General features: G+C 61.6%; 28 protein-coding genes. 12 read left to right on the plus strand and 16 right to left on the minus strand.

The window, feature by feature from the left end; genetic code table 11:
• The first annotated feature begins 1 nt into the window (after position 1).
• A complete protein-coding gene (locus tag GM676_RS18955) occupies positions 2-346 on the plus strand; it encodes a translation initiation factor Sui1 (RefSeq protein WP_155465416.1) in 345 nt (114 codons plus the stop codon).
• A gap of 3 nt (positions 347-349) precedes the next feature.
• On the opposite strand, the gene GM676_RS18960 is transcribed toward GM676_RS18955, so the two are convergent.
• Positions 350-958 (minus strand): cysteine hydrolase family protein, encoded by a 609-nt coding sequence (locus GM676_RS18960; RefSeq protein WP_155465417.1) that lies wholly within the window; start codon positions 956-958, stop codon positions 350-352.
• Positions 959-1067: 109 nt separating this feature from the next.
• Between GM676_RS18960 and GM676_RS18965 the strand changes: the two genes are divergently transcribed.
• Positions 1068-2021: a GlxA family transcriptional regulator gene (locus GM676_RS18965; RefSeq protein ID WP_229262763.1), complete on the plus strand. Its 954-nt coding sequence runs from the start codon at positions 1068-1070 to the stop codon at positions 2019-2021.
• Here GM676_RS18965 and GM676_RS18970 read toward each other — a convergent pair whose 3' ends face one another.
• Positions 2022-3272 (minus strand): DEAD/DEAH box helicase, encoded by a 1251-nt coding sequence (locus GM676_RS18970; protein WP_155465419.1) that lies wholly within the window; start codon positions 3270-3272, stop codon positions 2022-2024.
• A gap of 65 nt (positions 3273-3337) precedes the next feature.
• On the opposite strand from GM676_RS18970, the gene GM676_RS18975 reads away from it, so the two are divergent.
• Positions 3338-4327: a dipeptidase gene (locus GM676_RS18975; RefSeq protein ID WP_155465420.1), complete on the plus strand. Its 990-nt coding sequence runs from the start codon at positions 3338-3340 to the stop codon at positions 4325-4327.
• Here GM676_RS18975 and GM676_RS18980 read toward each other — a convergent pair whose 3' ends face one another.
• The gene (locus GM676_RS18980; protein WP_155465421.1) at positions 4328-5494 is read right to left on the minus strand and encodes a mandelate racemase/muconate lactonizing enzyme family protein; all 1167 of its coding nucleotides are present in this window, start codon (positions 5492-5494) and stop codon (positions 4328-4330) included.
• Between the two features lie 88 nt (positions 5495-5582).
• On the opposite strand from GM676_RS18980, the gene GM676_RS18985 reads away from it, so the two are divergent.
• Positions 5583-6497: a LysR family transcriptional regulator gene (locus GM676_RS18985; RefSeq protein WP_371866291.1), complete on the plus strand. Its 915-nt coding sequence runs from the start codon at positions 5583-5585 to the stop codon at positions 6495-6497.
• On the opposite strand, the gene GM676_RS18990 is transcribed toward GM676_RS18985, so the two are convergent.
• The 3 genes from GM676_RS18990 to GM676_RS19000 are packed head-to-tail and all read right to left on the minus strand — an operon-like array spanning position 6486 to position 8047.
• Positions 6486-7010 carry a hypothetical protein gene (locus GM676_RS18990; protein WP_155465422.1) on the minus strand — a complete coding sequence of 175 codons (525 nt, stop codon included), beginning with the start codon at positions 7008-7010 and terminating at the stop codon, positions 6486-6488. The two genes, GM676_RS18985 and GM676_RS18990, sit on opposite strands and share 12 nt — an antisense overlap.
• Before the next feature lie 4 nt (positions 7011-7014).
• Positions 7015-7599 (minus strand): DUF6932 family protein, encoded by a 585-nt coding sequence (locus GM676_RS18995; RefSeq protein ID WP_371866297.1) that lies wholly within the window; start codon positions 7597-7599, stop codon positions 7015-7017.
• 22 nt (positions 7600-7621) lie between these two features.
• Positions 7622-8047, minus strand: coding sequence for a hypothetical protein (locus GM676_RS19000; protein ID WP_155465424.1), 426 nt, complete (start codon positions 8045-8047; stop codon positions 7622-7624).
• 58 nt (positions 8048-8105) lie between these two features.
• On the opposite strand from GM676_RS19000, the gene GM676_RS19005 reads away from it, so the two are divergent.
• Positions 8106-8471, plus strand: coding sequence for a MerR family transcriptional regulator (locus GM676_RS19005; protein ID WP_155465425.1), 366 nt, complete (start codon positions 8106-8108; stop codon positions 8469-8471).
• Between the two features lie 16 nt (positions 8472-8487).
• Here the strand turns inward: GM676_RS19005 and arsH are convergent, their stop codons facing one another.
• From arsH to GM676_RS19030, 5 genes are all read right to left on the minus strand, one after another.
• Positions 8488-9204 carry an arsenical resistance protein ArsH gene (gene arsH, locus GM676_RS19010; protein ID WP_155465426.1) on the minus strand — a complete coding sequence of 239 codons (717 nt, stop codon included), beginning with the start codon at positions 9202-9204 and terminating at the stop codon, positions 8488-8490.
• A gap of 19 nt (positions 9205-9223) precedes the next feature.
• A complete protein-coding gene (locus GM676_RS19015; RefSeq protein WP_155465427.1) occupies positions 9224-10501 on the minus strand; it encodes an arsenic transporter in 1278 nt (425 codons plus the stop codon).
• A 7-nt stretch (positions 10502-10508) separates the two neighbouring features.
• Entirely contained in the window at positions 10509-10988 is a 480-nt protein-coding gene (locus GM676_RS19020) for an arsenate reductase ArsC (RefSeq protein WP_155465428.1), read from the minus strand.
• A complete protein-coding gene (locus tag GM676_RS19025; RefSeq protein WP_155465429.1) occupies positions 10985-11323 on the minus strand; it encodes an ArsR/SmtB family transcription factor in 339 nt (112 codons plus the stop codon). The genes GM676_RS19020 and GM676_RS19025 overlap by 4 nt, the downstream gene beginning before the upstream one ends.
• Before the next feature lie 74 nt (positions 11324-11397).
• Entirely contained in the window at positions 11398-13221 is a 1824-nt protein-coding gene (locus GM676_RS19030; RefSeq protein ID WP_155465430.1) for a DUF4153 domain-containing protein, read from the minus strand.
• Positions 13222-13307: 86 nt separating this feature from the next.
• Here GM676_RS19030 and dapC point away from each other — a divergent pair, with 86 nt between their 5' ends.
• The 3 genes from dapC to GM676_RS19045 are packed head-to-tail and all read left to right on the plus strand — an operon-like array spanning position 13308 to position 16543.
• Entirely contained in the window at positions 13308-14516 is a 1209-nt protein-coding gene (gene dapC / locus GM676_RS19035) for a succinyldiaminopimelate transaminase (RefSeq protein ID WP_155465431.1), read from the plus strand.
• Between the two features lie 24 nt (positions 14517-14540).
• Positions 14541-15368, plus strand: coding sequence for a 2,3,4,5-tetrahydropyridine-2,6-dicarboxylate N-succinyltransferase (gene dapD / locus GM676_RS19040; protein ID WP_155465432.1), 828 nt, complete (start codon positions 14541-14543; stop codon positions 15366-15368).
• Positions 15369-15394: 26 nt separating this feature from the next.
• Entirely contained in the window at positions 15395-16543 is a 1149-nt protein-coding gene (locus tag GM676_RS19045; RefSeq protein WP_155465433.1) for a PilT/PilU family type 4a pilus ATPase, read from the plus strand.
• Between the two features lie 2 nt (positions 16544-16545).
• Here GM676_RS19045 and GM676_RS19050 read toward each other — a convergent pair whose 3' ends face one another.
• The gene (locus GM676_RS19050; protein WP_155465434.1) at positions 16546-17259 is read right to left on the minus strand and encodes an SDR family oxidoreductase; all 714 of its coding nucleotides are present in this window, start codon (positions 17257-17259) and stop codon (positions 16546-16548) included.
• A 9-nt stretch (positions 17260-17268) separates the two neighbouring features.
• Positions 17269-18264 (minus strand): polysaccharide deacetylase family protein, encoded by a 996-nt coding sequence (locus tag GM676_RS19055; protein WP_371866292.1) that lies wholly within the window; start codon positions 18262-18264, stop codon positions 17269-17271.
• A 113-nt stretch (positions 18265-18377) separates the two neighbouring features.
• Here GM676_RS19055 and GM676_RS19060 point away from each other — a divergent pair, with 113 nt between their 5' ends.
• Positions 18378-19277 (plus strand): LysR family transcriptional regulator, encoded by a 900-nt coding sequence (locus GM676_RS19060; protein ID WP_155465436.1) that lies wholly within the window; start codon positions 18378-18380, stop codon positions 19275-19277.
• 3 nt (positions 19278-19280) lie between these two features.
• Here the strand turns inward: GM676_RS19060 and GM676_RS19065 are convergent, their stop codons facing one another.
• From GM676_RS19065 to GM676_RS19075, 3 genes are all read right to left on the minus strand, one after another.
• Positions 19281-19943 carry a PEP-CTERM sorting domain-containing protein gene (locus tag GM676_RS19065; protein ID WP_229262764.1) on the minus strand — a complete coding sequence of 221 codons (663 nt, stop codon included), beginning with the start codon at positions 19941-19943 and terminating at the stop codon, positions 19281-19283.
• Positions 19944-20050: 107 nt separating this feature from the next.
• Positions 20051-20401: a PIN domain-containing protein gene (locus GM676_RS19070; protein WP_211923263.1), complete on the minus strand. Its 351-nt coding sequence runs from the start codon at positions 20399-20401 to the stop codon at positions 20051-20053.
• 101 nt (positions 20402-20502) lie between these two features.
• Complete coding sequence (locus tag GM676_RS19075; protein ID WP_155465438.1) at positions 20503-20781, minus strand: hypothetical protein; 279 nt, start codon at positions 20779-20781, stop codon at positions 20503-20505.
• Positions 20782-20805: 24 nt separating this feature from the next.
• Here GM676_RS19075 and GM676_RS19080 point away from each other — a divergent pair, with 24 nt between their 5' ends.
• Genes GM676_RS19080 through prmB form a run of 3 tightly spaced genes read left to right on the plus strand, consistent with a single transcriptional unit; the run spans position 20806 to position 23188 of the window.
• Entirely contained in the window at positions 20806-21159 is a 354-nt protein-coding gene (locus GM676_RS19080; RefSeq protein WP_155465439.1) for an ArsC family reductase, read from the plus strand.
• A 1-nt stretch (position 21160) separates the two neighbouring features.
• A complete protein-coding gene (gene dapE, locus GM676_RS19085) occupies positions 21161-22294 on the plus strand; it encodes a succinyl-diaminopimelate desuccinylase (RefSeq protein ID WP_155465440.1) in 1134 nt (377 codons plus the stop codon).
• A gap of 6 nt (positions 22295-22300) precedes the next feature.
• Positions 22301-23188 carry a 50S ribosomal protein L3 N(5)-glutamine methyltransferase gene (gene prmB / locus GM676_RS19090; protein ID WP_155465441.1) on the plus strand — a complete coding sequence of 296 codons (888 nt, stop codon included), beginning with the start codon at positions 22301-22303 and terminating at the stop codon, positions 23186-23188.
• Positions 23189-23190: the final 2 nt, after the last annotated feature.

Here is a 23190-nt window from a genome sequence, read left to right on the forward strand (position 1 = left end):
CATGGCCCTCGTCTACTCCACCGAAACCGGCCGCATGTGCCCCGACTGCCGCAAGCCGCTGAGCGCTTGCAGCTGCAAAGACGCCTCCAAGGCCAAACCTGCCGGCGACGGCAACGTCAAAGTATCGCGCGAATCCAAGGGGCGCGGCGGCAAGACCGTCACGCTGGTGCGTGGTCTCCCGCTGGACGCCGACGCACTGGCCGCATTGGGCAAACAACTGCGCAGCGCCTGCGGCTCCGGCGGCACCGTCAAGGACGGCGTACTTGAAATCCAGGGCGACCACTGCGAACGCGTGATGGCCGAACTGGCTAAACTCGGCCACAAACCCAAGCGCGTAGGCGGCTAAGCCTTACTTGATTGTACGCTGGACCGACATGAAGATATTGTCGCGCTCCAGCGCCTTCCCCTCGCGCACTGCGGCAATCCAGTCCTCGGTGCTGCCCACGGCGGCAAAGCTGGAATGGAACACCGTGCTGAATACGCGGTGAATCTCTTCCGCACTGGCCTTGCCGGCCGCATTCTCATACGACGGCGAACCGCCGGCGTCGGACAGGAACTCCACCGTCAATCCCTTGTGCGCCGCTTCGTAAATGGTGGCGGCATCGCAGTTATGCGTCATGTAGCCGACGATGGTCAGGGTATCGATACCGTTGTCGGTCACCCATTGCGCCAGATCGGTACCGGTAAACACGCTGGCATAGACCTTGTTGATATGGTGCGTGGCCGGGCGTTTGGCCACATCCGCGTGCAACTGCCAGCCATCCGAGCCTTTGGCGAAGATCGGTGACTGTTCCGGCGCATCATGCTGCACCACCACAACCGGAATGCCAGCCGCGCGCGCCGCATCCATGGCGCGGGTGATATTCGGCAGCGAGACGGCCACCGGTGGATATTCAATCTTCATTTGACCGGTGAAGTATTCGTTTTGCACATCGATGACAATCAGGGCACGGCGCATTTGAGTTCTCCTCAGTGAGTTACGATGAGAGACATTGTGCGCTTGCGCGCGTCCGGCCAACAGTGGCCCGAAGGCATACAAACGATATAATTGGGCCATGAATACGCCAATGAATACACCAACCTCGCGCTGCCACAGGATCGCCGTCATCGCGTTTGACGGCATCACGCCGTTCCATTTGTCCGTGCCCGGCATGGTGTTCCGCGACGCGGGCTTCGAGCTGAAAATCTGCTCAGCCGATCCGTCGCCGCTACGCACCACTGGTGGTTTCGACATCACCGTCCAGCATAGCCTGCGCGCACTGAGCCACGCCGACATCGTCATCCTGCCGACGTGGCACGACGACTGCCGCCCGGCGCCGGTGGTCCTGCTGGAGGCCCTCAAGCGCGCCCACAAGCGCGGTGCGCGCATCGTTGGCCTGTGCCTCGGCGCTTTTCCGCTGGCCGAAGCCGGCCTGCTGGATGGCCGCAGCGCCACCACGCACTGGTCGTTTGCCGACCTGCTGGCCGAACGCCACCCGGCCGTCGCGCTGGATCGCGAGGTACTGTATGTCGATGATGACGTGCTGACTTCGGCAGGCGTGGCGGCCGGACTGGATTGCTGCCTGCATCTGCTGCGCCAGTTGCGCGGCGCGGAGGCAGCCAACCATGTGGCGCGGCAGTTGGTGGTGGCGCCGCACCGGCAAGGCGGCCAGGCGCAATTCATTGAGCGCCCGGTGCCGGCCAGCGGTAGCGACGACCGTTTTGCGCAGGTGCTGGACTGGGTCAACCGGCATCTCGCGGACAACCATAGCATCGACGCGCTGGCGGCGCGTGCGGCCATGAGCCGCCGTAACTTCACGCGCCACTTCCGCGACGCCACCGGCACCTCGTTCAAGCAATGGCTATTGAATCAGCGTGTAGCGCACGCGCAGCGGCTACTGGAGAGCAGCGATGCGTCGATCGAAGTGGTCGCGCAGGAAGCCGGTTTTGGTTCGGCGCTGTCGCTGCGGCAGCACTTCCAGGCGACGCTGCGCACTTCACCATCGGCCTACCGCCGGCAGTTCCGTGATAGCGCGGCCTGATTATTCGCCGCTTGCTGCGGCTGCGGCTTCGCGCAGCTTGTCCTTTTTGCTCTTGCGCTTGCCCTTGATGCCACCGTTGACGATGTCGGTCACGCCATTCGACGGCGCGGCCACCTCGGTTGGTTCAAAGCCGGGAATGATCTCGCGCGGTACACGCTCATTCTGACGCTTTTCGATCAGTCGGAAATGCTGCTCCGCTTCGGCGGTGACAAAGCTGATCGCGACGCCACTCATGCCCGCGCGGCCAGTGCGGCCGATGCGGTGAGTGTAATCAACCGCGGATCGCGGCAGATCGTAATTCACCACTGCCGGCAGGCGCGCCACATCGATGCCGCGCGCCGCCACGTCGGTCGCCACCAGCACTTGCAAGCGGCCGTCCTTGAAGTCCTTCAGGGCATCGGTGCGCGCGCCCTGGCTCAACTCGCCGTGAAACGACCTGGCGCTGATGCCATTGCGATTCAACTTCTCCGCGACATGGTCGGACGCATACTTGGTAGCCACGAATACCATCACGCCGCGCCACTTGTGTTCCAGGATCAGATGCTTGAGCAGCATGGTACGGCGCGGCACATCGACAGAAATGGCGCGCTGCTGGATATCCGGTTTGCTCTCCGGCTCCGCCAGCACTTCGATGCGCGCCGGTTCGTGCAGCAGGCTGTCGGCCAGGGCCTGCACCGCCTGCGGGAACGTGGCGGAGAAGAACAGGTTCTGACGCTGCTTGGGCAGTTGCTCCAGGATCTCGTTCAGCTCTTCGCTAAAGCCCATGTCCAGCAGGCGATCCGCTTCGTCCAGCACCAGCATTTGCGTGTTCGAGATATGCAGCGCGTTGTGATCGATCAGGTCCAGCAAGCGGCCCGGCGTGGCTACCACGATATCAGCACCGCCGCGCAGCGCCAGCATCTGCGGATTGATCGAGACGCCGCCAAACACCACCACTACTTTCACCGGCTCATTCAGATGCGCCGCCAGCTTGCTGATCGCCTCCCCCACCTGCGCCGCCAGTTCGCGCGTCGGCACCAGCACCAGGCCATGCAGCTTGCGTGGCCACTTGCGCTTTTCCAGCAGCGATTGCAGCAGCGGCAACGCGAAGGCTGCCGTCTTGCCGGAACCGGTTTGCGCAGCGCCCAGCACATCGCCTCCACGCAAAATGGCGGGAATGGCGGCGCGTTGAATCGCGGTCGGTTCGTCGTAACCGATTTCGGTGACGGCGTTAAGCAGCGAGGGTGCAAGGCCCAGTGAAGAAAAAGACATGATGGCCTTTGGGAGACGATGAAAAGCCGTCAGTATAATATAGCTTTCCAACCACGCCGACGATCATGATTAACTGGGACGCCCACGCTTGCCTGCCGCAACATCCCCTGGCCGACTTTACGCCAGTCCGCCGATTGCATGCCGCCGGCGTGAATTACGTATCGCTGAACGTAGGCGCCGATATGAACCCGATATCGCAAGTGATGTCGGTGATCGCCGGCTACCGTGCCACCATCGCAGCCGATCCGGAACGCTACGTGCTGGTATCCAGCGTGGACGACATCATCCAGGCCGCCGCCGATGGCCGCATGGCGATCACCTTCGACCTGGAGGGAGCGATACCCCTGCTGGAGCAGCCTGACATGGTGGCGCTGTATGCGCAACTGGGCGTGCGCCAGATTCACTTCGCCTACAACCGCAATAACAGTGCGGCCGACGGCTGCCACGATGTGCCGCGCGGCCTGACGCCGCTGGGCCACCGCATGGTGCAGGCGGTGAACGACAACGGCATCCTGATGGACTGCTCGCACACCGGCCGCCTGTGCAGCCTGGAGATCATGAACGCCTCGGCGCAGCCGGTGATCTTCAGCCACGCCAATCCGTACACGCTGGTGCAGCACGGCCGCAACGTCACCGATGAGCAAATACGCGCCTGCGCCGCAACCGGTGGCGTGGTGTGCGTCTCCGGCCTCTCCTTCTTCCTCGGCAGCGAACACCCTTGCGCAGACGACGTGGCACGCCATGCCGCCTACATCGCCGACTTGGTCGGTGTGCAGCACGCCGGCATAGGGCTGGACATCTGCTTCCAGCAGCCGGGCTTGGACGACACGCCTCCCGGCGCCTTCGATCCAGGCCACTGGTGGCCTGCCTCCGCCGGTTACAGCATGGACAAGCCGCCCAGCTTCACGCCGCCGGAAGTCTGGCGCGAGCTGCCCGCCGCGCTGCGCAAGACCGGCATGAGCGACAAGGAAGCGGAACTGGTCCTCGGCCGCAACATGATGCGTGTGGCGCAGCAGGTGTGGAGCGGCCCGCAGGCGCTGGCCAAAGCCGCCTGATTATGCGCTGAGGGCCTGCATCTCGCTGTAGAGATTCGACTTGCCCTCAAAGCCGATGCCGACCAGGTCCGGCATGGTAATGTAGCCGTTATCGACATGCACGCCATCCGGGAAGCCGCCGAATGGCTGGAACAGGTCCGGATAGGACTCGTTGCCGCCCAGGCCCAGACCCGCCGCGATGTTCAGCGACATCTGGTGGCCGCCGTGCGGAATGCAGCGGGTGCGCGACCAGCCATGCTGGTGCAGCATGTCCAGCGTGCGCAGATACTCCACCAGGCCATAGCTCAGGGCACAGTCGAATTGCAGCCAGTCGCGGTCCGCGCGCATGCCGCCGTAGCGGATCAGGTTACGCGCATCCTGCATTGAGAACAGGTTCTCGCCGGTGGCCATCGGCTTGTCGTAATAATTACGCAGCGTGGCTTGCAGCTCGAAGTCAAGCGGGTCGCCGGCTTCCTCGTACCAGAACAAATCGTACTGCGACAGCGCCTTGGCGTATTTGATCGCGGTATCGAGGTCGAAGCGGCCATTGGCGTCCACCGCCAGCTTCTGGCCGTCGCCCAGCACACTCAGGATGGAATCGATGCGGCGCAGATCTTCATCCAGCGAGGCGCCGCCGATCTTTTTCTTCACCACCGTGTAGCCGCGATCGATGTAGCTGCGCATTTCATCTTTCAGCGCGTCGTGGCTCTGGCCCGGATAATAGTAGCCGCCAGCGGCGTACACAAACACCTTGCGGTCCGGCGTGCCGCTGCCGTAGCGTTCCGCCAGCAGCTGGAACAGCGGCTTGCGTTCGATCTTGGCCACCGCGTCCCAGATCGCCATGTCGATGGTGCCGATGGCAACCGAGCGTTCACCGTGGCCGCCAGGTTTCTCGTTGGCGAACATGCAGTCCCACACCTTGTGCGGATCAATATTGGTGCCGGCGTCGTTCAGCAGCGAGAATGGATCGGCTTCGAGAATGCGCGGGATGAAGCGCTCGCGCATCAACTTGCCCTGGCCGTAGCGGCCATTGGAGTTGAAGCCATAACCGACCACCGGCTTGCCATCACGGATCACGTCCGTAACGACAGCCACCAGGCTCAGTGTCATCTTGCTGAAATCGATATAGGCGTTGCGGATCGGGGAGCTGATCGGGATGGTCTTTTCGCGAATTTCGACGATTTTCATGGTGCGTCTCCGTTAAACAATGGATGACAGCTTACTCTTGAAGGATAGTCGTATAATTTACTGATATTAATTCCTTTATTAACTTCAAGTGAATAACGATATCGTCTCCGAGCTCTCCTTCTTCGTGAAGCTGGCAAAGTTGGGCAGCCTGGCGGCCACCGCGCGCGAACTGGGGTTGACGCCGCCGGCCGTCACCAAGCGGCTGATGCTGATGGAGCAGCGTCTCGGCGTGCGCCTGCTGAACCGCACCACGCGCCGCGTCAGCCTGACCAGCGAGGGCGAAACCTATCTGGCGCAAGCCGCGCGCATCCTGGGCGATATCCGCGACATGGAGGAATCGGTATCGAGCAGCCGCGCCGCGCCCAAAGGGCTGCTGCGGGTGAACGCCACGCTGGGCTTCGGCCGCACCACTATCGCGCCGCTGGTGTCGGCGTTTGCGCGGCGCCATCCGGATGTGGAAGTGCAGTTGCAGCTGACCGACCGCGCCATCAATCTGGTGGAAGACGCGTATGACCTTGGCATCCGCTTCGGCGAGCTGCCGGATACGCGGCTGGGCGCGCGCAAAATCCTGTCCAACCACCGCTACCTGTGCGCCTCGCCGGCGTATTTGAAAAAGAACGGCGTGCCGCGCACGCCGCAGGATCTGACCCGGCACCGCTGCATCCTGCACCGTCAGAACGATGACACGTATAGCACCTGGAAACTACAAAGAGGCCGCAAGCACGAATCGGTGAAAGTACACGGCAGCCTGTCGAGCAACGACGGCGACGTGGTGCTGGGCTGGGCGCTCGACGGCCACGGCATCCTGCTGCGGTCCGAATGGGACGCAGCCAAATACCTCAACAGCGGCCGCCTGCAAGTGGTCCTTCCCGACTACACCCTGCCCTCGGCCGACCTGTACGCCTACTACCCCAGCCGCCAGCAACAACCGGCCCGCGTCCGCGCCTTCATCGATTTCCTGGTGGAGAGCGTACCGGCTGCAACGCGGCCATCAACGCGGTGAAACGGTGAACTCTCGTTCATCGCAGCGAACCTGCATGGTCGCCTGATGCTCTTTCAGCAAACAGATCAAGCCATCTAGCTGGGGATGCTGCTGCCGCGAGCCTGCTTCAAGAAGATCCAATGCACGCAGATGAGTTTGCGCGGCAAGATCCTCTTCGCATGCCTCCAGAACAAAGCCCATCATCCTGCGCTGCTGAATCGTCAAAAACAACCGCGCACGCTGCGCCTCCGAGGTTTGAACAATCAGGGCGTTGAAATGATGAAGCAACTTACTGGCGAAATCCACAGTGATACCATGTTCGTTCTCCACGGGATCACCGCCGAAATAAACACCAATTTCAAACTGGCTCTCAATGACGACATCCATCTCTTTCAACTGCCGCTCAAGAGACTTTTTCCGCTGAATGAACTGGTGATAGCTAAAAGAATGTATATCCGCACTGTGGAAGGCAATCATCTCTTCCACCGCTCCCAAATCCGCCATCAGAAAATCACGTTCAAGTTTTCTTAACATGGTCTCAACCTCCCAAACTTTGCTCCGCCTGGCGCAATATAACCCCTGCCACCGAGTCATCAGATAACAGAGGTACTTGCAGCATTCCCTTCCATCGATTGCTATCGCGCTGATGGGAAAACAAGCCGTACCAGTAACAGGTATTTTTTAGAATCATTGATAGCGGCTCTGCCAAGTCAACAAAGTGCGCATCACAACGAAATCTTCTCTTTGCCTCGTCTGGATCAAATACCTCTGGAACTCTTTTGCGCAGTTCGTCTTTCTCCGCAAGACTACCGGCTGGAATGACAGCAAATGTAACAAGGTCGATATCGTTCGGAGGCCGTTTGGCCTTGGCTTCGATGTTTTCGACAAAGCTTCCATCCAGCCACATGTGGCCATCAGTCATGCCCAAGCCAATTACCGCCTGTCTGTATGTTAGCAGTCCGCGTAGAATCGCTGCGCGCTCTATCGTGGTGGAAAATCGCTGCACGACCTCAGAGATAGATGCGCTATATGGAGATCTCACGGTACCTGTACCCGGCCCCACGCTCGTAACTGGTGGCAAAATCAGATCGGCATTTATTCGCGGAATCATCGACCACCTCATGAGGTTGCTGTCGGAATTCCTATTATTGCCGTGGCGCGCTGGTTCCAATTAGAGGTTCATCAAACTGGACCGGTAGCCACTGGACCACGCCCCAGGACAGCTCGGGCAAGATGAAGAGCCAGAGCAGCGGCGCGCCGGTGACGGCCAGCGTCCAGATCATCCATGTGGAAAACATCGTGCGGGCGACACCGTCGAAACGGCCATAGCGGGTCTGCGGATCGCTGACGCGCAGCGCGGCCCACACCAGCACCACGCTGCCCAGCAGGCAGGCGAACAGCACGTGGAATGGTGTGAAGGCCGGTAGCGCCATTCCGCCCAGCGCCTGGTTGATGGCGTTGAGCTGATCGTGCGCGAAGGCGAAGCTCCACGGCGTGGCGAAAGGAGCAGTCACGATCAAATCGTAGATCGCGCTGCCGAGGACTATTTTGCGGTAGGTGGTAGTTTTCATGCAGCCATGCTAAAGGCTGGAGTACACTCCAGGGTCAAGCACTTTTTGGAGGCCATGCATGCAAATCGGGGAAATCGCCAGCGCCACCGGCATCAGCCGCGATACTTTGCGCTTTTACGAGAAGCGCGGCCTGCTGCGCGCGCGCCGCAGCGCCAACGGTTATCGCGACTATCCGCCAGAAGCCGTCGAGTTGCTGCGCTATATCCGGCTGGCGCAAACGCTGGGCTTCACGCTGGCGGAGATCGAAGCCGACCTGCCGCTGCTGTCCGAGCCCGACGCCGCCGCGCCCCAATTGCGCGCCGCGCTGGAACGCAAGCTGACCGATATCGATCAGCGCATCAATGGCCTGCATTTGCTGCGCAGCGAACTGGCACGCCGCCTCGGTGACAACATGCAGGCCTGCCCACTGCAAAGCCAGCGCTGACAGAAACCGCCAAAGATCAAATCTTCTTGATCGACTGATCGATCGCCCGCATCGACCGCTCATTGCGCTCGCTATAGCGGTCGGTCAGGTAGTCCGCACGGCCGCGCAGCAGCAGCGTCATTTTGAACAACTCTTCCATCACGTCGACCACGCGTTCATAGTAACCGGATGGACGCATACGCCCGCTCTCGTCGAACTCCTTGTATGCCATCGGCACCGACGATTGGTTGGGGATGGTGAACATGCGCATCCAACGCCCCAACAGGCGCAGAGTATTCACAACATTGAAAGATTGCGATCCTCCGCACACCTGCATGACGGCCAACGTGCGGCCCTGGCTTGGCCGAATCGCTCCCATCTCCAACGGTATCCAATCGATCTGGTTTTTCATCACCGCTGTGACGGCGCCGTGGCGTTCGGGACTGCACCAGACCTGCCCTTCGGACCACAGGCAAAGCTCGCGCAGTTCCACAACCTTGGGATGGTTATCCGGGACGCTGCCAACCATCGGCAACTCCGTCGGATTGAAGATCCGCACTTCCGCGCCGAAGTGCTCGAGGATGCGCGCGGCTTCTTCCGTCAGGTAGCGGCTGAACGAGCGCTCGCGCAGCGAGCCATACAGCATCAGGATACGTGGCGGGTGATCCATGTCGCCTACCGGAGCCAGCTTGTCCAGCGTCGGCATGTCTAACTGGGACGGATTGATGTTGGGCAGATCGGCGATCTTGTCCATGCGTTCTCCTTTGTTCAAATCACGCCAGCCGCAAGGCCAGCGCCGCCAGTGTGATGGTCAGTACCGGCAGGGTGAGTATCACGCCGACGCGGAAGTAGTAAGCCCACGAGATGCGGATGTCTTTCCCGGCCAATACGTGTAGCCACAACAGCGTGGCCAGGCTGCCTATCGGCGTGATCTTGGGACCGAGGTCGCTGCCGATCACGTTGGCGTACACCATGGCCTCGCGCACGACGCCCTGTGCGCTACTGGCGTCGATGGACAGCGCGCCTACCAGCACGGTCGGCATGTTGTTCATGATCGAAGACAGGATGGCGGTGAGGTAGCCCGTACCCAGCGCCGCAGCCCACACACCATGCGCCGCACAGGCGTTGAGCAGCGCGGTCAGGTAGCCGGTCAACCCGGCGTTGCGCAAGCCGTAGACCACCAGGTACATGCCTAACGAGAAAACCACCACCTGCCACGGCGCGCCGCGCAGCACTTCACGCGTTGAGATGCGGTGCCCGCGCGCCGCCACCGCCAGCAGCAGCAAGGCGCCAACAGCAGCCACCGCGCTGATCGGCACGCCCAGCGGCTCCAGCCAGAAGAAGCCAAGCAGCAGCAAACCCAGTACCCACCAACCGGTGATGAAAGTGGCGTGGTCGTGGATGGCCTCCGCCGGCGCTTTCAATTGGCGCAGATCGTAGCTGGCCGGGATATCCCTGCGGAAGAACCACATCAATGCCGCCAGCGTGGCGGCGACCGATATCAGATTCACGGGCGCCATGACGGCGGCGTAACGTGCGAAGCCGATCTTGAAGTAATCGGCGGAGACGATGTTCACCAGATTGGACACCACCAGCGGCAGGCTGGAAGTATCGGCGATGAAGCCGGCCGCCATCACGAAAGCCAGCGTGGCACGCTCCGAAAACCGCAACGCGCGCAACATGGCGATGACGATGGGTGTCAGAATCAGCGCCGCGCCATCGTTGGCAAACAGCGCCGACACGGCCGCGCCCAACAGCACCAGCAGCACGAACAGCCGCTTGCCGCTGCCCTGCCCCCAGCGCGCCACGTGCAGCGCCGCCCATTCAAAGAACCCGGCCTTGTCCAGCAGCAGGCTGATGACGATGATGGCGATGAAGGCGCCCGTTGCGTTCCAGACGATGTGCCACACCACCGGGATATCGGCGAAGTGGATCACGCCCGCCAGCAGGGCCGCCGACGCCCCGGCCGCGGCGCTCCAGCCGATGCCCAGCCCGCGCGGCTGCCAGATCACCAGTACCAGCGTGGCGACGAAAATGAGAAAAGCTGTCATTGCACGCTCAAGCGGTGATGGCGCCGATCTTGTCGAGCTCTGTTTTGAGGCGCGCGCGGTCGCCAGCCAGTTCGGCCAACGGCAGTGCCAGGAAGGCCTCGATACGTGCGCGGATGATGCGGTAGGTCTGCTCGAAGGCCGCATTGATTTCATCCTCTGTCCCCACCACGTGACCCGGATCGTCCACGCCCCAGTGCGTGCGCAGCACCGGGCCGAGATAGGCCGGGCAAGTCTCGCCGGCAGCGCTGCCGCAGACAGTGACCACGATATCGGGCGTCAGCGGCAGGTCGTTCCACGACTTGCTGTAATAGCCGTCGGTCGGGATGCCTTTCGCAGCCAGCAGCGCCACCGCGCGCGGATGCAGCTTGCCGGCCGGCTGGCTGCCGGCGCTGATGGCCCTCATGCCGGCTGGCGCCAGATGGTTGAAAGTGCCTTCGGAGATAACCGAGCGGCAGGAGTTGCCGGTGCAAAGAAACAGTACGTTCATCGTTTGTTGGAGTGAGTTGGATTGGTGACGCAGCCCGCAGGGCCGCAAGGAACGCCGCCGCAGCAGTTCTCCGTCAGGTACCCGACCAGGCCATTCATCACCGCCACATTGGCCGAGTAAATGACGAAGCGCCCTTCGGTACGCGAAGTAATCAGCCTGGCGTGCGTCAGCTCTTTCAGGTGAAACGACAGCGACGACGGCGCGATGTCGAGCTGCTCGCCGATTTTGCTGGCGGCCAGACCGTCCGGCCCCACCTGCACCAGCAGGCGAAACACGGCCAGCCTGCTCTCCTGCGCTATGGCTGCCAGCGCGGCAAGGACGTCTTGAGTTTTCATGATTCGATATTTCAATAAATATTGAAATATATTAGCCTGAAAAACGCGGCCATTCAAGCACTATCGAAACACCGCTACTTGATGTTGTCGCAGGCCGCTGCGTCGTGCTGAAAGGTCGCCGTCAGTTCCACCCTGCGCCCGCCTATGTCCAACTCCTTAAAGCGCGGCGTCACCAGCGTGAACTCGCCCTTGCGCAGTTTATCCACCAAGGGCTTGCAGCTCATGTCGCGATAAGCCATGTTGGCGACAACCGTCCAGGCGCCGTCGCTGCCTTCCGCGAACACCTGGCCGCCGCCGGCGTGCAGCTTCTCGATCAGCAGCACTTCCGGCTTGCCATCGCCGTCGGCATCAATCACGAAGGCATCGCACTTGCCTTCACGCTTGCTCAGGCAATCGGGCTTGAGGTTGTCTTGCATGGTCTCCCACTTTTGTGTGAGGAAGCTGGCCGGCAGCTGCGCACCGGCAGGCCACACGGTCAGGTTATCGGCCACCGACACCGGCGCGGTGGCGCGTCTGGATTGCTTCCAGCGGTCGCTGTCGTCCAGCGCCAACATGGCGGCGGCTTCGCGCGACAGCACCGCAGCATCCGGGCCGGCGCTGCGTTTCTTCAGTTCCTCCAGCGCGGCCAGGCCATAGCGGCCGCCTTCGAAACGCAGGTAGCGGAAATCGAAATCGGCCGCCTTGGTCTTACCTTTTTCCAGCCGCGCCATCTGGCTGTTCACACCGATGCGCGCAGGATCGGCAAGCGGCGTGAATAAAGCCGCCAGCACCGCCAGCACCAGAAACGAGGCCCACACGTTGACGGTGCTGACCGGTTTGAGCCAGGTATCGTACTGCGACGACGCCCACAGATAGCCGGCCGCGTAGAAAGTCGCCACCAGCAGGCAGGCGGCGGCAATCACCCGGTCCGTCGTCCAGCCGTACTGCGCCACCCGCAGGCCCAGTGCATAGACGCCGATCAGCGTCACCGGCAGAATCAGAATGGCGGCCGTGCGCGCGCTCACGCGCAGCGGCAGCGCCACAATCGCCTCGCCGTTCTGGAAAGCGGCATTGATCAGCACCAGCAACAGCGCCGCGGCGCCCAGCAGCACTGACGTGGCGTGGCGCGTCTCCCACAACGCCGTCAGGCCGGTGAACGGCAAGGAACAGACGAAGCCCGTCACCAGCACCACGGCCACCGGCAAAATCCACGACATCAGCACCAGCAGCAAAGTGCGGATGCCGCGCACAATCGAAGGCCGCACGTCCGTGACGTGCATGGCGCAGGAAAACGCGGTGCAGATCACCGGCACGTTGAACCACGATTCGCGCAGCAGCTCTTGCAGAAATTTCAGCTTCACCAGCAGGAACAGTTGTGATCCCATCAGCAGCACGAAAAACAGCGCGCCGACAAAGAACGCGGAAAACAACAGTTGTATAGCCAGCTTCCAGGCGGTTTCGAAGTAGGCGTTGTAGCCGGCGATACGCCTCCCCTCCTGCGCGCCAGCCAACACCAGCGTGTGGGCGATGAAGAAAAACACCGCGCTGAATACCACCACCAGCACCGACGGCGAGTAGATCTGCTTGTGCTCCCAGTTGCTCAGCAATGGCTGGTCGTTCAGGCCGCGCCACACATCATGCAACGAAAACACCAGCAGCACGGCCAACGCCGCCAACAGCCAGACCGCCACCTGGCGCGGCTTCAGGTGCCCCAGGCTGGAGATCAACAGTACTGGCAGGATCAACATCAGGGTGGTCAGCGGTACCATGGCGTAGGGCGCGGTGGCCGGCCAGGCCACGTCGCGCGCCGACGCGTACAGCCAATACAGCAGCAGCCCCTGTAACAGGCCGATGGCCAGCCGCGCACCCATCACCTTGCGGCTGACCTGGGCCTCCAGTGCGATCTCGTTTTGCTCCATGATGCCGCCTTTGCTTATTAATTCGATTATTTTAATAATTTAGCATGGATGACCGGTCTGGCGCAGAGGCGCTATAATCAAAGACTATGAATCCACTTCTCGACAAGCTGCACCCCTACCCGTTCGAAAAACTGCGTCTGCTGTTTGAGCAAGTCACTCCCAGCCCGCAGCATAAAGCCATTAGCCTGGGCATGGGTGAGCCCAAGCATCCTACGCCGAAATTCATTGAGCAGGCGCTGGTCGATAATCTCGACGGTCTGGCCATTTACCCCACCACCATCGGCTCGCCCGAGATGCGCAACGCCATCGCCAGCTGGCTGGAACGCCGCTACAACCTGCCGAAGCTGAATCCTGCCACGCAGGTGCTGCCGGTGAACGGTTCGCGCGAGGCGCTGTTCGCGCTGGCGCAAGCGGTCATCGACAAGGACGCGAAGTCGCTGGTGGTGAGCCCGAATCCGTTCTACCAGATCTACGAAGGCGCGGCCTACCTGGCCGGCGCCGAGCCGTATTTCGTCAACTCCGACCCGGCCCGCAACTTCGGCTGCGACTACGACAGCATTCCGGTCGAGGTATGGCAACGAGTCGCGCTGCTGTTCGTCTGCTCGCCCGGCAATCCGACCGGCGCGGTGCTGTCGCTGACCGACTGGGAAAACCTGTTTGCCCTGTCGGAGCGCTACAACTTCGTGATCGCCGCCGACGAGTGCTATTCCGAGATTTACCACGGCGAGCAGGCGCCGCTGGGCGCGATGGAAGCAGCTCACCAACTGGGCCTGGCCACTATCGACAAGCCGTATGCGCGCCTGATCGTGTTCAGCAGCCTGTCCAAGCGCTCCAACGTGCCGGGCATGCGTTCCGGCTTCGTGGCCGGCGATGCCGATGTGCTGAAAAAATTCCTGTTATACCGCACCTATCACGGCGGCGCCATGAGCCTCTCCGTGCAAGCTGCGTCGATCGCGGCGTGGAACGACGAAACCCATGTCGAACAAAACCGCGAACAATACCGCGCCAAGTTCGACGCCATCACGCCTTTACTGAAGGAAGTGCTGGACGTGGAACTGCCGGACGCCGGCTTCTACCTGTGGGCGGACGTCAGCCGCACCGGCCTGTCCGACACCGAATTCGCCCAGCGCCTGTACGCCGAATATAATGTCACCGTACTGCCGGGCAGCTACCTGGCGCGTGAAGCGCACGGCATCAACCCGGGCCGCAACCGCATCCGCATGGCGCTGGTCGCCGAGACGGCGGAAGGCCTGGAAGCCGCGCAGCGCATCGTCCAATTCTGCAAGTCCCTTTAAATCAAGAGTCACTACGAGTCCATCATGAGCCAACAACTCCAGAACATCATCGAAACCGCCTGGGAAGACCGCGCGAACATCAACCCAGCCAACGGCTCCGCCGAACTGCGCGACGCCGTCAACCACGTGCTGGCCGGCCTGGACGCGGGCACCATCCGCGTGGCCGACAAAGCCACCGGCACCTGGGTGGTGAATCAGTGGGTCAAGAAGGCCGTGCTGCTGTCGTTCCGCCTGGAGAACAACGTGGTCCTGCCATCGGACGGCACCATGCAGTTCTACGACAAGGTTCCGACCAAGTTCGCCAACTACACCGCCGACGATTTCGCCAAGGGCGGCTTCCGCGTGGTGCCGCCAGCAGTGGCGCGCCGTGGTTCCTTCATCGCCAAGAACGTGGTGCTGATGCCTTCCTACGTCAACATCGGCGCCTACGTCGATGAAGGCGCGATGGTCGACACCTGGGCCACCGTTGGTTCGTGCGCGCAGATCGGCAAGAACGTCCACCTGTCGGGCGGCGTCGGCATCGGCGGCGTGCTGGAACCGATGCAGGCCAATCCAACCATCATCGAAGACAATTGCTTCATCGGCGCCCGTTCGGAGATCGTCGAAGGCGTGATCGTCGAAGAGAACTCGGTGATCTCGATGGGCGTGTACATCGGCCAGTCGACCAAGATCTACGACCGCGCCACCGGCGAAGTGACCTACGGCCGCGTGCCTGCCGGCTCGGTGGTGGTATCGGGCTCGCTGCCATCGGACGACGGCAAGTACTCGCTGTACTGCGCGGTGATCGTCAAGCGCGTGGACGCGCAAACCCGCTCCAAGACCAGCATTAACGAACTGCTGCGCGGCGTATAATGATCTAAACACACCGGAGATTCGCCATGGCCATGGACCGCCTGTTCCAACTGATGAAGGAAAAGAACGCGTCGGACATGTTCTTTGCGGTGAACTCTCCGGTGCACATCAAGATCAACGGGAACCTCATCCCGATCAACCAGCAAAAGCTGGAGCCGGAAAACATCCATGCCCTGCTGGCGGAAATCGCCTCGCCGGAGCAGATGGAAGAACTGGCCAACATCAATGAATTGAACATGGGCGTTTCAGTGCCCAACCTGGGGCGCTTCCGCCTGTCCGCGTTCAGGCAGCGCGGCACCATCTCCGCCGTATTCCGCTTCGTGCCCGCCACCATTCCGCAACTGGCCGACTTGCAGCTGCCGCCGGTGCTGGCGGACCTGATCATGGAAAAGCGCGGCTTGCTGCTGCTGGTGGGCTCCACCGGTTCCGGCAAATCGACCACCATCGCGGCCATGCTGGATCACCGCAACGAACTGCGCTCCGGCCATATCCTGACGCTGGAAGATCCCATCGAGTATCTGTTCCGGAACAAGAAATCCATCGTCAACCAGCGCGAGATCGGCAGCGACGCCAAGGACTTCTACACCGCCCTGCGCAACTCCATGCGCCAGGCGCCGGACTGCATCCTGATCGGCGAGATCCGCGACAAGGAAACCATGGCCGCGGCGCTGGCTTATGCGCAGTCGGGGCACCTGGTGCTGGCCACGCTGCACGCCAATAACAGCTACAACGCCTTGAACCGCATCATCAGCTTCTACCCGATCGAAAACCGCGCCGCGCTGTTGCAGGACTTGTCCAGCACCGTGAAGGCCATCGTGTCGCAGCGGCTGGTCCGCTCGGTCAATGGCGGCACGCGCTCGGCGGCGGTGGAAGTCATGGTCAACACCCGCTATATCGCGGACCTGATTGAGAAAGGCGAAATCGGCCAGATCAAGGAGGCGATGGAAAAGAGCATGTCGCCTGGCTCGCAATCGTTCGAGCAAGCCTTGCTCAAGCTGGTGCAGGATGGCCTGGTGAGCCAGGACGAGGCGCTGGCCAACGCCGATTCCGCCACCAACCTGCTGTGGCTCTTGAATAATGGCCCGGACAGCAAACTGGCCAAGGCCGATGAGCCGGAAGTCAAGCCTGCGCCAAGCAGCGAGGCTTCCTTCACCGAGTTCACCCTCAATACCTGACCTCAGGCGATCACGCCGCCGCCGTCCACCAGCACGGTGGAACCGGTGGCGAACGGGGTGGTGACCAGATAGACAATGGCGTTGGCCACGTCTTCCGCCTGCCCCACGCGCCGCGCCGGCAGGTGCGCCGCCACTGTCTCAAACTTGGCAGTCCGCGCTTCGTCGCTCATGCCAGACCACATCGGCGTGGCAATCACACCCGGCGACACCGTATTAACACGCACCGGCGACAACTCCAGCGCCAGTCCCCGCCCCAGCGATTCCAGCGCGGCGTTGATCGCGCCTTGCAGCACCGAGGTCTTGCTGGGCCGCGTGCCGAGGAAACCCGACACCAGCGTCAGCGAACCGCCGGCGGCGATGCGCACGGCGCGCGCCACGCGGTAGGCGCCCCAGAACTTGCTGTTCATCGCGGCATACGCATCGACCAGCGGCAGTTGCCGCACCGGGCCGGACTTGGTCTGCGCGGCAGATACCACAACGTGATCGTATTCGTCCTGCGCGGCGAAGAATGCTTCGACGGCGGCATCGTTGGACGTGTCGAGAACGGCCGTACGCACCGCCCCGCCCAACCGCTCCGCCGCCGCTTGCAGCTTGACCGGGTCGCGCGAGGCGATCGTCACTTGTGCGCCCAGCGCCGCCAATGCCTGTGCCGCCGCCTCGCCAATGCCGGCACTACCGCCGACGACCAATACTGTTTTTCCTTCGAGTTTGCTCATGATGGCTCCTTAGATAGTTTCGGTTTCGCGCAGCGTATCCGTGCTGCCGGCGGCGAAGCGCGCTATTTCATCCTTGCGCATGAAGACCACGCCGGGATGGGACTTCGCATAGCGCAGGAATTCGTCCAGCACCCGCACCATCTGTGGCGAGCCGCCGATGCGGTCGTGCGTACTGACAGACATCATACGGCGGCGCGTGGCGCCTTCCTCATACAGCTGGTCGAACTCCAGCTTGATCTGCTCAAGGAACTGGCTGGGTGAGTAGTTGCGGCCTTCGATCAGCAGGATATCGTTGTTACGCAGCGTGTACGGCACCACTAAGAAGTCCTTGCCGTTGACCTGCTCGATAAAAGGTTCGTCGCGGCTCAGGTCATCGATGTGATAGGTGTAGCCCAGCTCCTGCAACAGCGACAGCGTGTTCGGGCCGCGCCGCAACCAGTTGGCGTTGTAGCCGGTCGGGCGCTGGCCGGTCACCTCCTCCACCATGCGCGTGCCATCGATCAGGAACTGGCGCTCCTGCGCGCGGCTCATCGCATATTGGGAGCTCCAGCGCGGCCCGTGTGCCGCCGCTTCATGGCCGCGACGGACGATCTCGCGCGCCAGCTGCGGGTTGCGGCGCGCCGCCTCGCCGATCATGTGCGACGTCACCTTGACGCCATGCTTGTCCCACAGATCCAACAGGCGCGGTATGCCTTCGCGGTAGCCGTAGGCGAACCAGGTGTTGGTGGTCAGGTCGGCCGGCACACTGGCGGGAAAGTCGACTTTGGGGAACGGACTGTCGGTGCCCTTGGGCGGCTGGCCACCGGCTTCAAACTGCATGGAGAGGGAAACCACCAGTCGCGCGCCGCCGGGCCAGAAAACGCCCTTGGCAGCGGCGCTATCGGTGGCGGGAGCGGCCTGCACGCCTGCGGCAGGTGCCAACAGGCCGGCGGCGGCAAGCGCGCCGGCCTGCCCGAGAAAATTACGGCGCGCTGCATGCGCGGTGTCGGTCGATAGCTTCATCATCTCTCCTTCAGCAATAGTTGGGTGATCGATGTAGCTATAATAGAAGCCGGAATCAGAAGGAAATAGCCCCTTTCGAGTGAATCATATTTTCCATTTCGCGAAGAATCCACACCATGATCGATGACCTGCCCGCCCTCACCGCCTTCGCCCGCATCGTCAGCGCGGGCAGCATGTCGGCCGCCGCGCGCGAGCTGGACCTGCCGCTGTCGGTCATCAGCAAGCGCATGGCGCAACTGGAGAAAAGCATCGGCGTCCGGCTGCTGCAACGGACCACGCGCCGCCAGGCGCTGACCGAAGAAGGCGCCCTGCTGCATGCGCGCGTACTGCGCATCCTTGACGAAATCGAACAGGCGGAATCGCTGCTGTCGCACAGCCGGCGCGAAGTGAGCGGCTTGCTGCGCGTGACCGCGCCCGGAGAATTCGGCCGCCAGCACATTGTGCCCATCGTGGCGGACTTCCAGCGCCAGCATCCGCAGCTGGCGGTGCAGCTGGACCTGAGCGATACGGTATTGAATCTGCTGGAAAGCGGCCACGATCTGGCCATCCGTTTCGGCAGCCTGGAAGATTCGACACTGGTGGCGCGGCGGCTGGCGCCCAGCTACCGCGTCGCCTGCGCCGCACCGGCCTACCTGGCGCAGCATGGCACGCCCAGGCACCCATCGGAACTGGCGCAGCACCGCTGCATCCTGATAGGCGAACAGCGCCGCGCCGAATGGCGCTTCCATGGTGAAGAACAAGTGTCGGTACGCGTAACCGGTGCCCTGATCACCAACGACGGCCAGGCCGCGCACGCCCTGGCACTGCAAGCGGCGGGCATCGTGGTCAAGTCGATCTGGGACGTGGGCGACGACATCCTCGCCGGACGGCTCCAACGCGTGCTGCCGGCCCACTCCATGCCGACCGCTCCGCTGCAAGCCATCGTCCCGCACAGCCAGAACCTCGCGCCACGCGTGCGCGCTTTCATCGACTATCTGCAAGCCAGGCTACGGCAGGCTTGGCGCTGGGACACCTGACCATCAACGGCGGCGGCGTGCCATCAAGCCTAGCAAGGCCAGTCCAGCACTCAGCATGGCGTAGGTTGCCGGTTCCGGTATGGCGCGCGTCATCTCATAGGTGACGTTGTCGATACCGACGTTGTAGGCGCTGTCCCGCCATTCGATGCGGATGCCGTCGTTGCCGATCCAGCTGCCATTAAAGCCGCTTGGCATGTTCGGGCTGCCGCTACCGACATTCGCGTCATAGGTGAACAGCACATTGCCGCTCAGGTCTGAGATCGTGATGTGGGTGCCCATCGAGGTATTGGAATACGCCCCCATGTCGAAGTGCGTCAGCATGACAGCCATGCCGTTGAGCGGTTTGAGGTCGATGCGGCCTTGCGAATTGCCGTCACTGCCATTGGCAAAGGCCACACCGCGCAGCGTGTTGTAATCGGCATCCCACCAATTAAGCGAAGTGCCGGCGATGCGCGGTGCGGAATACGCGACATCGACCACGCCCGGCATGTCGCCGTAGGATTGCGCAATGTACGCCCAGTTGCCGCAAGCTGCGATGGCGCCATTGCCATCGGCATCGGTATTGCAGACACCCGGACCATTAAAATCGATGACGACGGCATGGGCGGCAGGAGCGGCGAATATCAGGCTGGCCAGCCCGGCGATGATGGTTGATTTTGTTTTCATTTTTCTCTCCAGTGATCCCCGGTACAGCCTTTCCAGTATGGCCACCGCCATGAAAATAGCCATTTGATAATTCCTGCCGCACTTTTTTAATAGATAGGTGACAACTATCAGCTACGGAGATGGTGATAATTGATCGCATTGGCGCCGGAGGCAAGCGTAGCCAGATAAAGACTCAGATCAGTAGTGATTAGAGTGGTGTCGCCCGAGCAGGCTTCGACAATTGAAGCATCGGTCAGGCCGAGTCGGAGGTATTCAGGACGCTGACAAGCTATTTCGCTGGGGATGTAGGTCTCAGGAGCGGACGAGGCGAGTTTCCGCAGGACAGACAGTACCTCGCTCCTGGCCGGCTCCGAAATGTAGCCCGCGAGGTTGGAGGTTTCAGTTAAAATGTTCGGGGTTACAAGAACTTCCGCGGCGTTTTCAATGATTTTAAGCAGGGTATCGTAGTCTTCGGGCACGAAAGCCTTAAGCCTTTTATGCCTGCTTATGTACTCACGAGACGCAGTCCCAACCACAAAGAGAACTAAAAGGTTTGTATCGATAAGAAGACTCACGGGTTTCAAAACGGCGCCTCACGATTTTTCACCGAGCGCACTTTGCCATCCCCATCCGATATGCGTACTACTTTGTAGGAACGACGCGGGACATTGGAGGTCGCCAGCGCAGCGACTGGATTGCGCGGTTCATCCCAAGGACGAGAGAAGCCGACGGTGACAACCCAGTCGCCGCGCTCCTCATCCAGCTCAACCTCCTCCAACCCGACGTTGGTCAGAGCTTCGTCCGACAGCAAGTCCGTGAGATAGGTTTTGGCAGTGGAAACAGCGTCTTTGACATTCATTTTAGCCTCCATGATTTGAATTATATGGCAACTACACTCTACGGCATTCCCAACTGCGATACCGTCAAAAAAGCGCGTACCTGGCTGGCCGACCAGCAGCAGGATTTTGTTTTCCACGATTTTAAAAAGCAGGGCCTCACGCGCGAAATCGTCGCCGGCTGGCTCAAACATCTGTCGCGCGATGTGCTGGTGAACCGCAAGGGCACCACCTGGCGCGCCCTGTCCGATGAGCGCAAGGCGTCCATCGTCGACGACGAAGCGGCCATCGCGCTGATGCTGGAAAACCCCTCCGTCATCAAACGCCCGGTGCTGAACAAGAACGGCGCTTTCTCCGTCGGCTTCTCCGACGCGCAGTACCAACAAATTTTCAACGGCTGATATGACTCCTTCCAAGACCCTGGCGCTGACCGAAAAACTGATCTCCCTGTCCTCCGTCACGCCGGATGACAAAGGCTGCCAGCAGCACCTGATCGACTTGCTCACCCCTCTGGGCTTCAAGTGCGAGACCATCGAATCGAATGGCGTGACCAATCTGTGGGCGCGCCGCGGCACCACTTCGCCGGTGATGGTTTTCGCCGGCCACACCGACGTGGTGCCTACCGGCCCTGTCGAACAGTGGCGCTCCCAGCCCTTCACCCCGACTCACCGCGACGGCAAGCTGTATGGCCGTGGCGCGGCCGACATGAAAACTTCCATCGCCGCCTTCGTGGTGGCCTGCGAAGAATTCATCGCCAAGCATGACGACCACAAAGGCTCGATCGCTTTCCTCATCACCAGCGACGAGGAAGGTCCGGCCACCGACGGCACCGTCATCGTCTGCAATATGCTGAAAGAGCGCGGCGAAACGCTGGATTACTGCATCGTCGGCGAACCAACATCCGATGAAACACTGGGCGACATGATCAAGAACGGCCGCCGTGGCTCGCTGTCCGGCAAGCTGACCATCAAGGGCGTGCAAGGCCACATCGCCTATCCGCAGCTGGCCAAGAACCCGATCCACCTCGGCGCCCCGGCGCTGGCGGAACTGGCGGCCGAAGTCTGGGACCACGGTAACGAGTACTACCTGCCTACCTCCTGGCAGATGTCGAACATCCACGCCGGCACCGGCGCCAACAACGTCATCCCGGGCGAGATGGTCATCGACTTCAACTTCCGCTTCTCCACGGCCAGCACGCACGAAGATTTGAAGCGCCGCGTGCACGCCATTCTGGACAAGCACCATCTGCACTACGACCTGAAATGGGCGCTGAGCGGCCTGCCCTTCCTGACTCCGCGCGGGACGCTGAGCGATGCGCTGTCCTCGGCCATCAAGTCCGAAACCGGCGTCGACACCGAGCTGTCGACCACCGGGGGCACCTCGGACGGCCGCTTTATCGCGCAGATCTGCCCTCAGGTGATAGAATTCGGCCCCCCGAATGCCAGCATCCACAAGATCGATGAGCATATCGAACTGCGTTTCGTCGATCCGCTGAAGAACATCTATCGCCGCACGCTGGAAAACCTGCTTACCTAAAACGCCATGACCACGACTCCATTCACCACGCCGCGCGACCTGCTGCGCTACGCCGTCACCCGCTTCAACACCGCCCAGCTGTTCTTCGGCCACGGCAGCGCCGAAGCGTTTGACGAAGCGGCTTACCTGATCCTGCATACGCTCAAGCTGCCGCTGGACCGCCTCGATCCTTTCCTCGATGCGAAGCTGCTGCCGGAAGAAGTGGCGTCGGTGATGACGGTACTGGACCGCCGCGTCAACGAACGCGTGCCGGCGGCCTACATCACCAACGAGGCGTGGCTCGGCACTTACAAGTTCTACGTGGACGAACGCACCATTGTGCCGCGCTCCTTCATCGCCGAGCTGATTCCGGAATACTTTGCGCCATGGGTCAACGAGCCTGAAAATGTATCGAACATCCTGGAACTCTGCACGGGCTCCGGCTGCCTCGCCATCATGATGGCGGACGCCTTCCCGGATGCGCACGTGGACGCGGTGGACATTTCGGCCGACGCGCTGGAAGTCGCCAAGCGCAACGTCGCCACCTACGAGCTGGAAGACCGCCTGACGCTGATCCAGTCCGACCTGTACGCCAACGTGCCGGCCAAGAAGTATGACCTGATCATCACCAACCCGCCGTATGTGAACAGCGGCTCGATGAGCAAGCTGCCGATGGAGTACCGCGCCGAGCCCGAACTGGCGCTGGATGGCGGCAAGGATGGCATGGACATCGTGCGCCGCATCGTGGCCGGCGCCGCGGAGCGTCTGACCGACGACGGCCTGCTGATCGTTGAAATCGGCAATGAAAAAGAATTCGCGGAAGCTGCCTTCGGCGAACTGGGACTCACCTGGCTCACCACCAGCAACGGCGACGACATGGTCTTCCTGCTGACGGCTGACCAACTGAAAATTTAAAC

The sequence above is a fragment of the Duganella radicis genome (assembly GCF_009720825.1).
GTDB lineage: Bacteria > Pseudomonadota > Gammaproteobacteria > Burkholderiales > Burkholderiaceae_D > Rugamonas > Rugamonas radicis.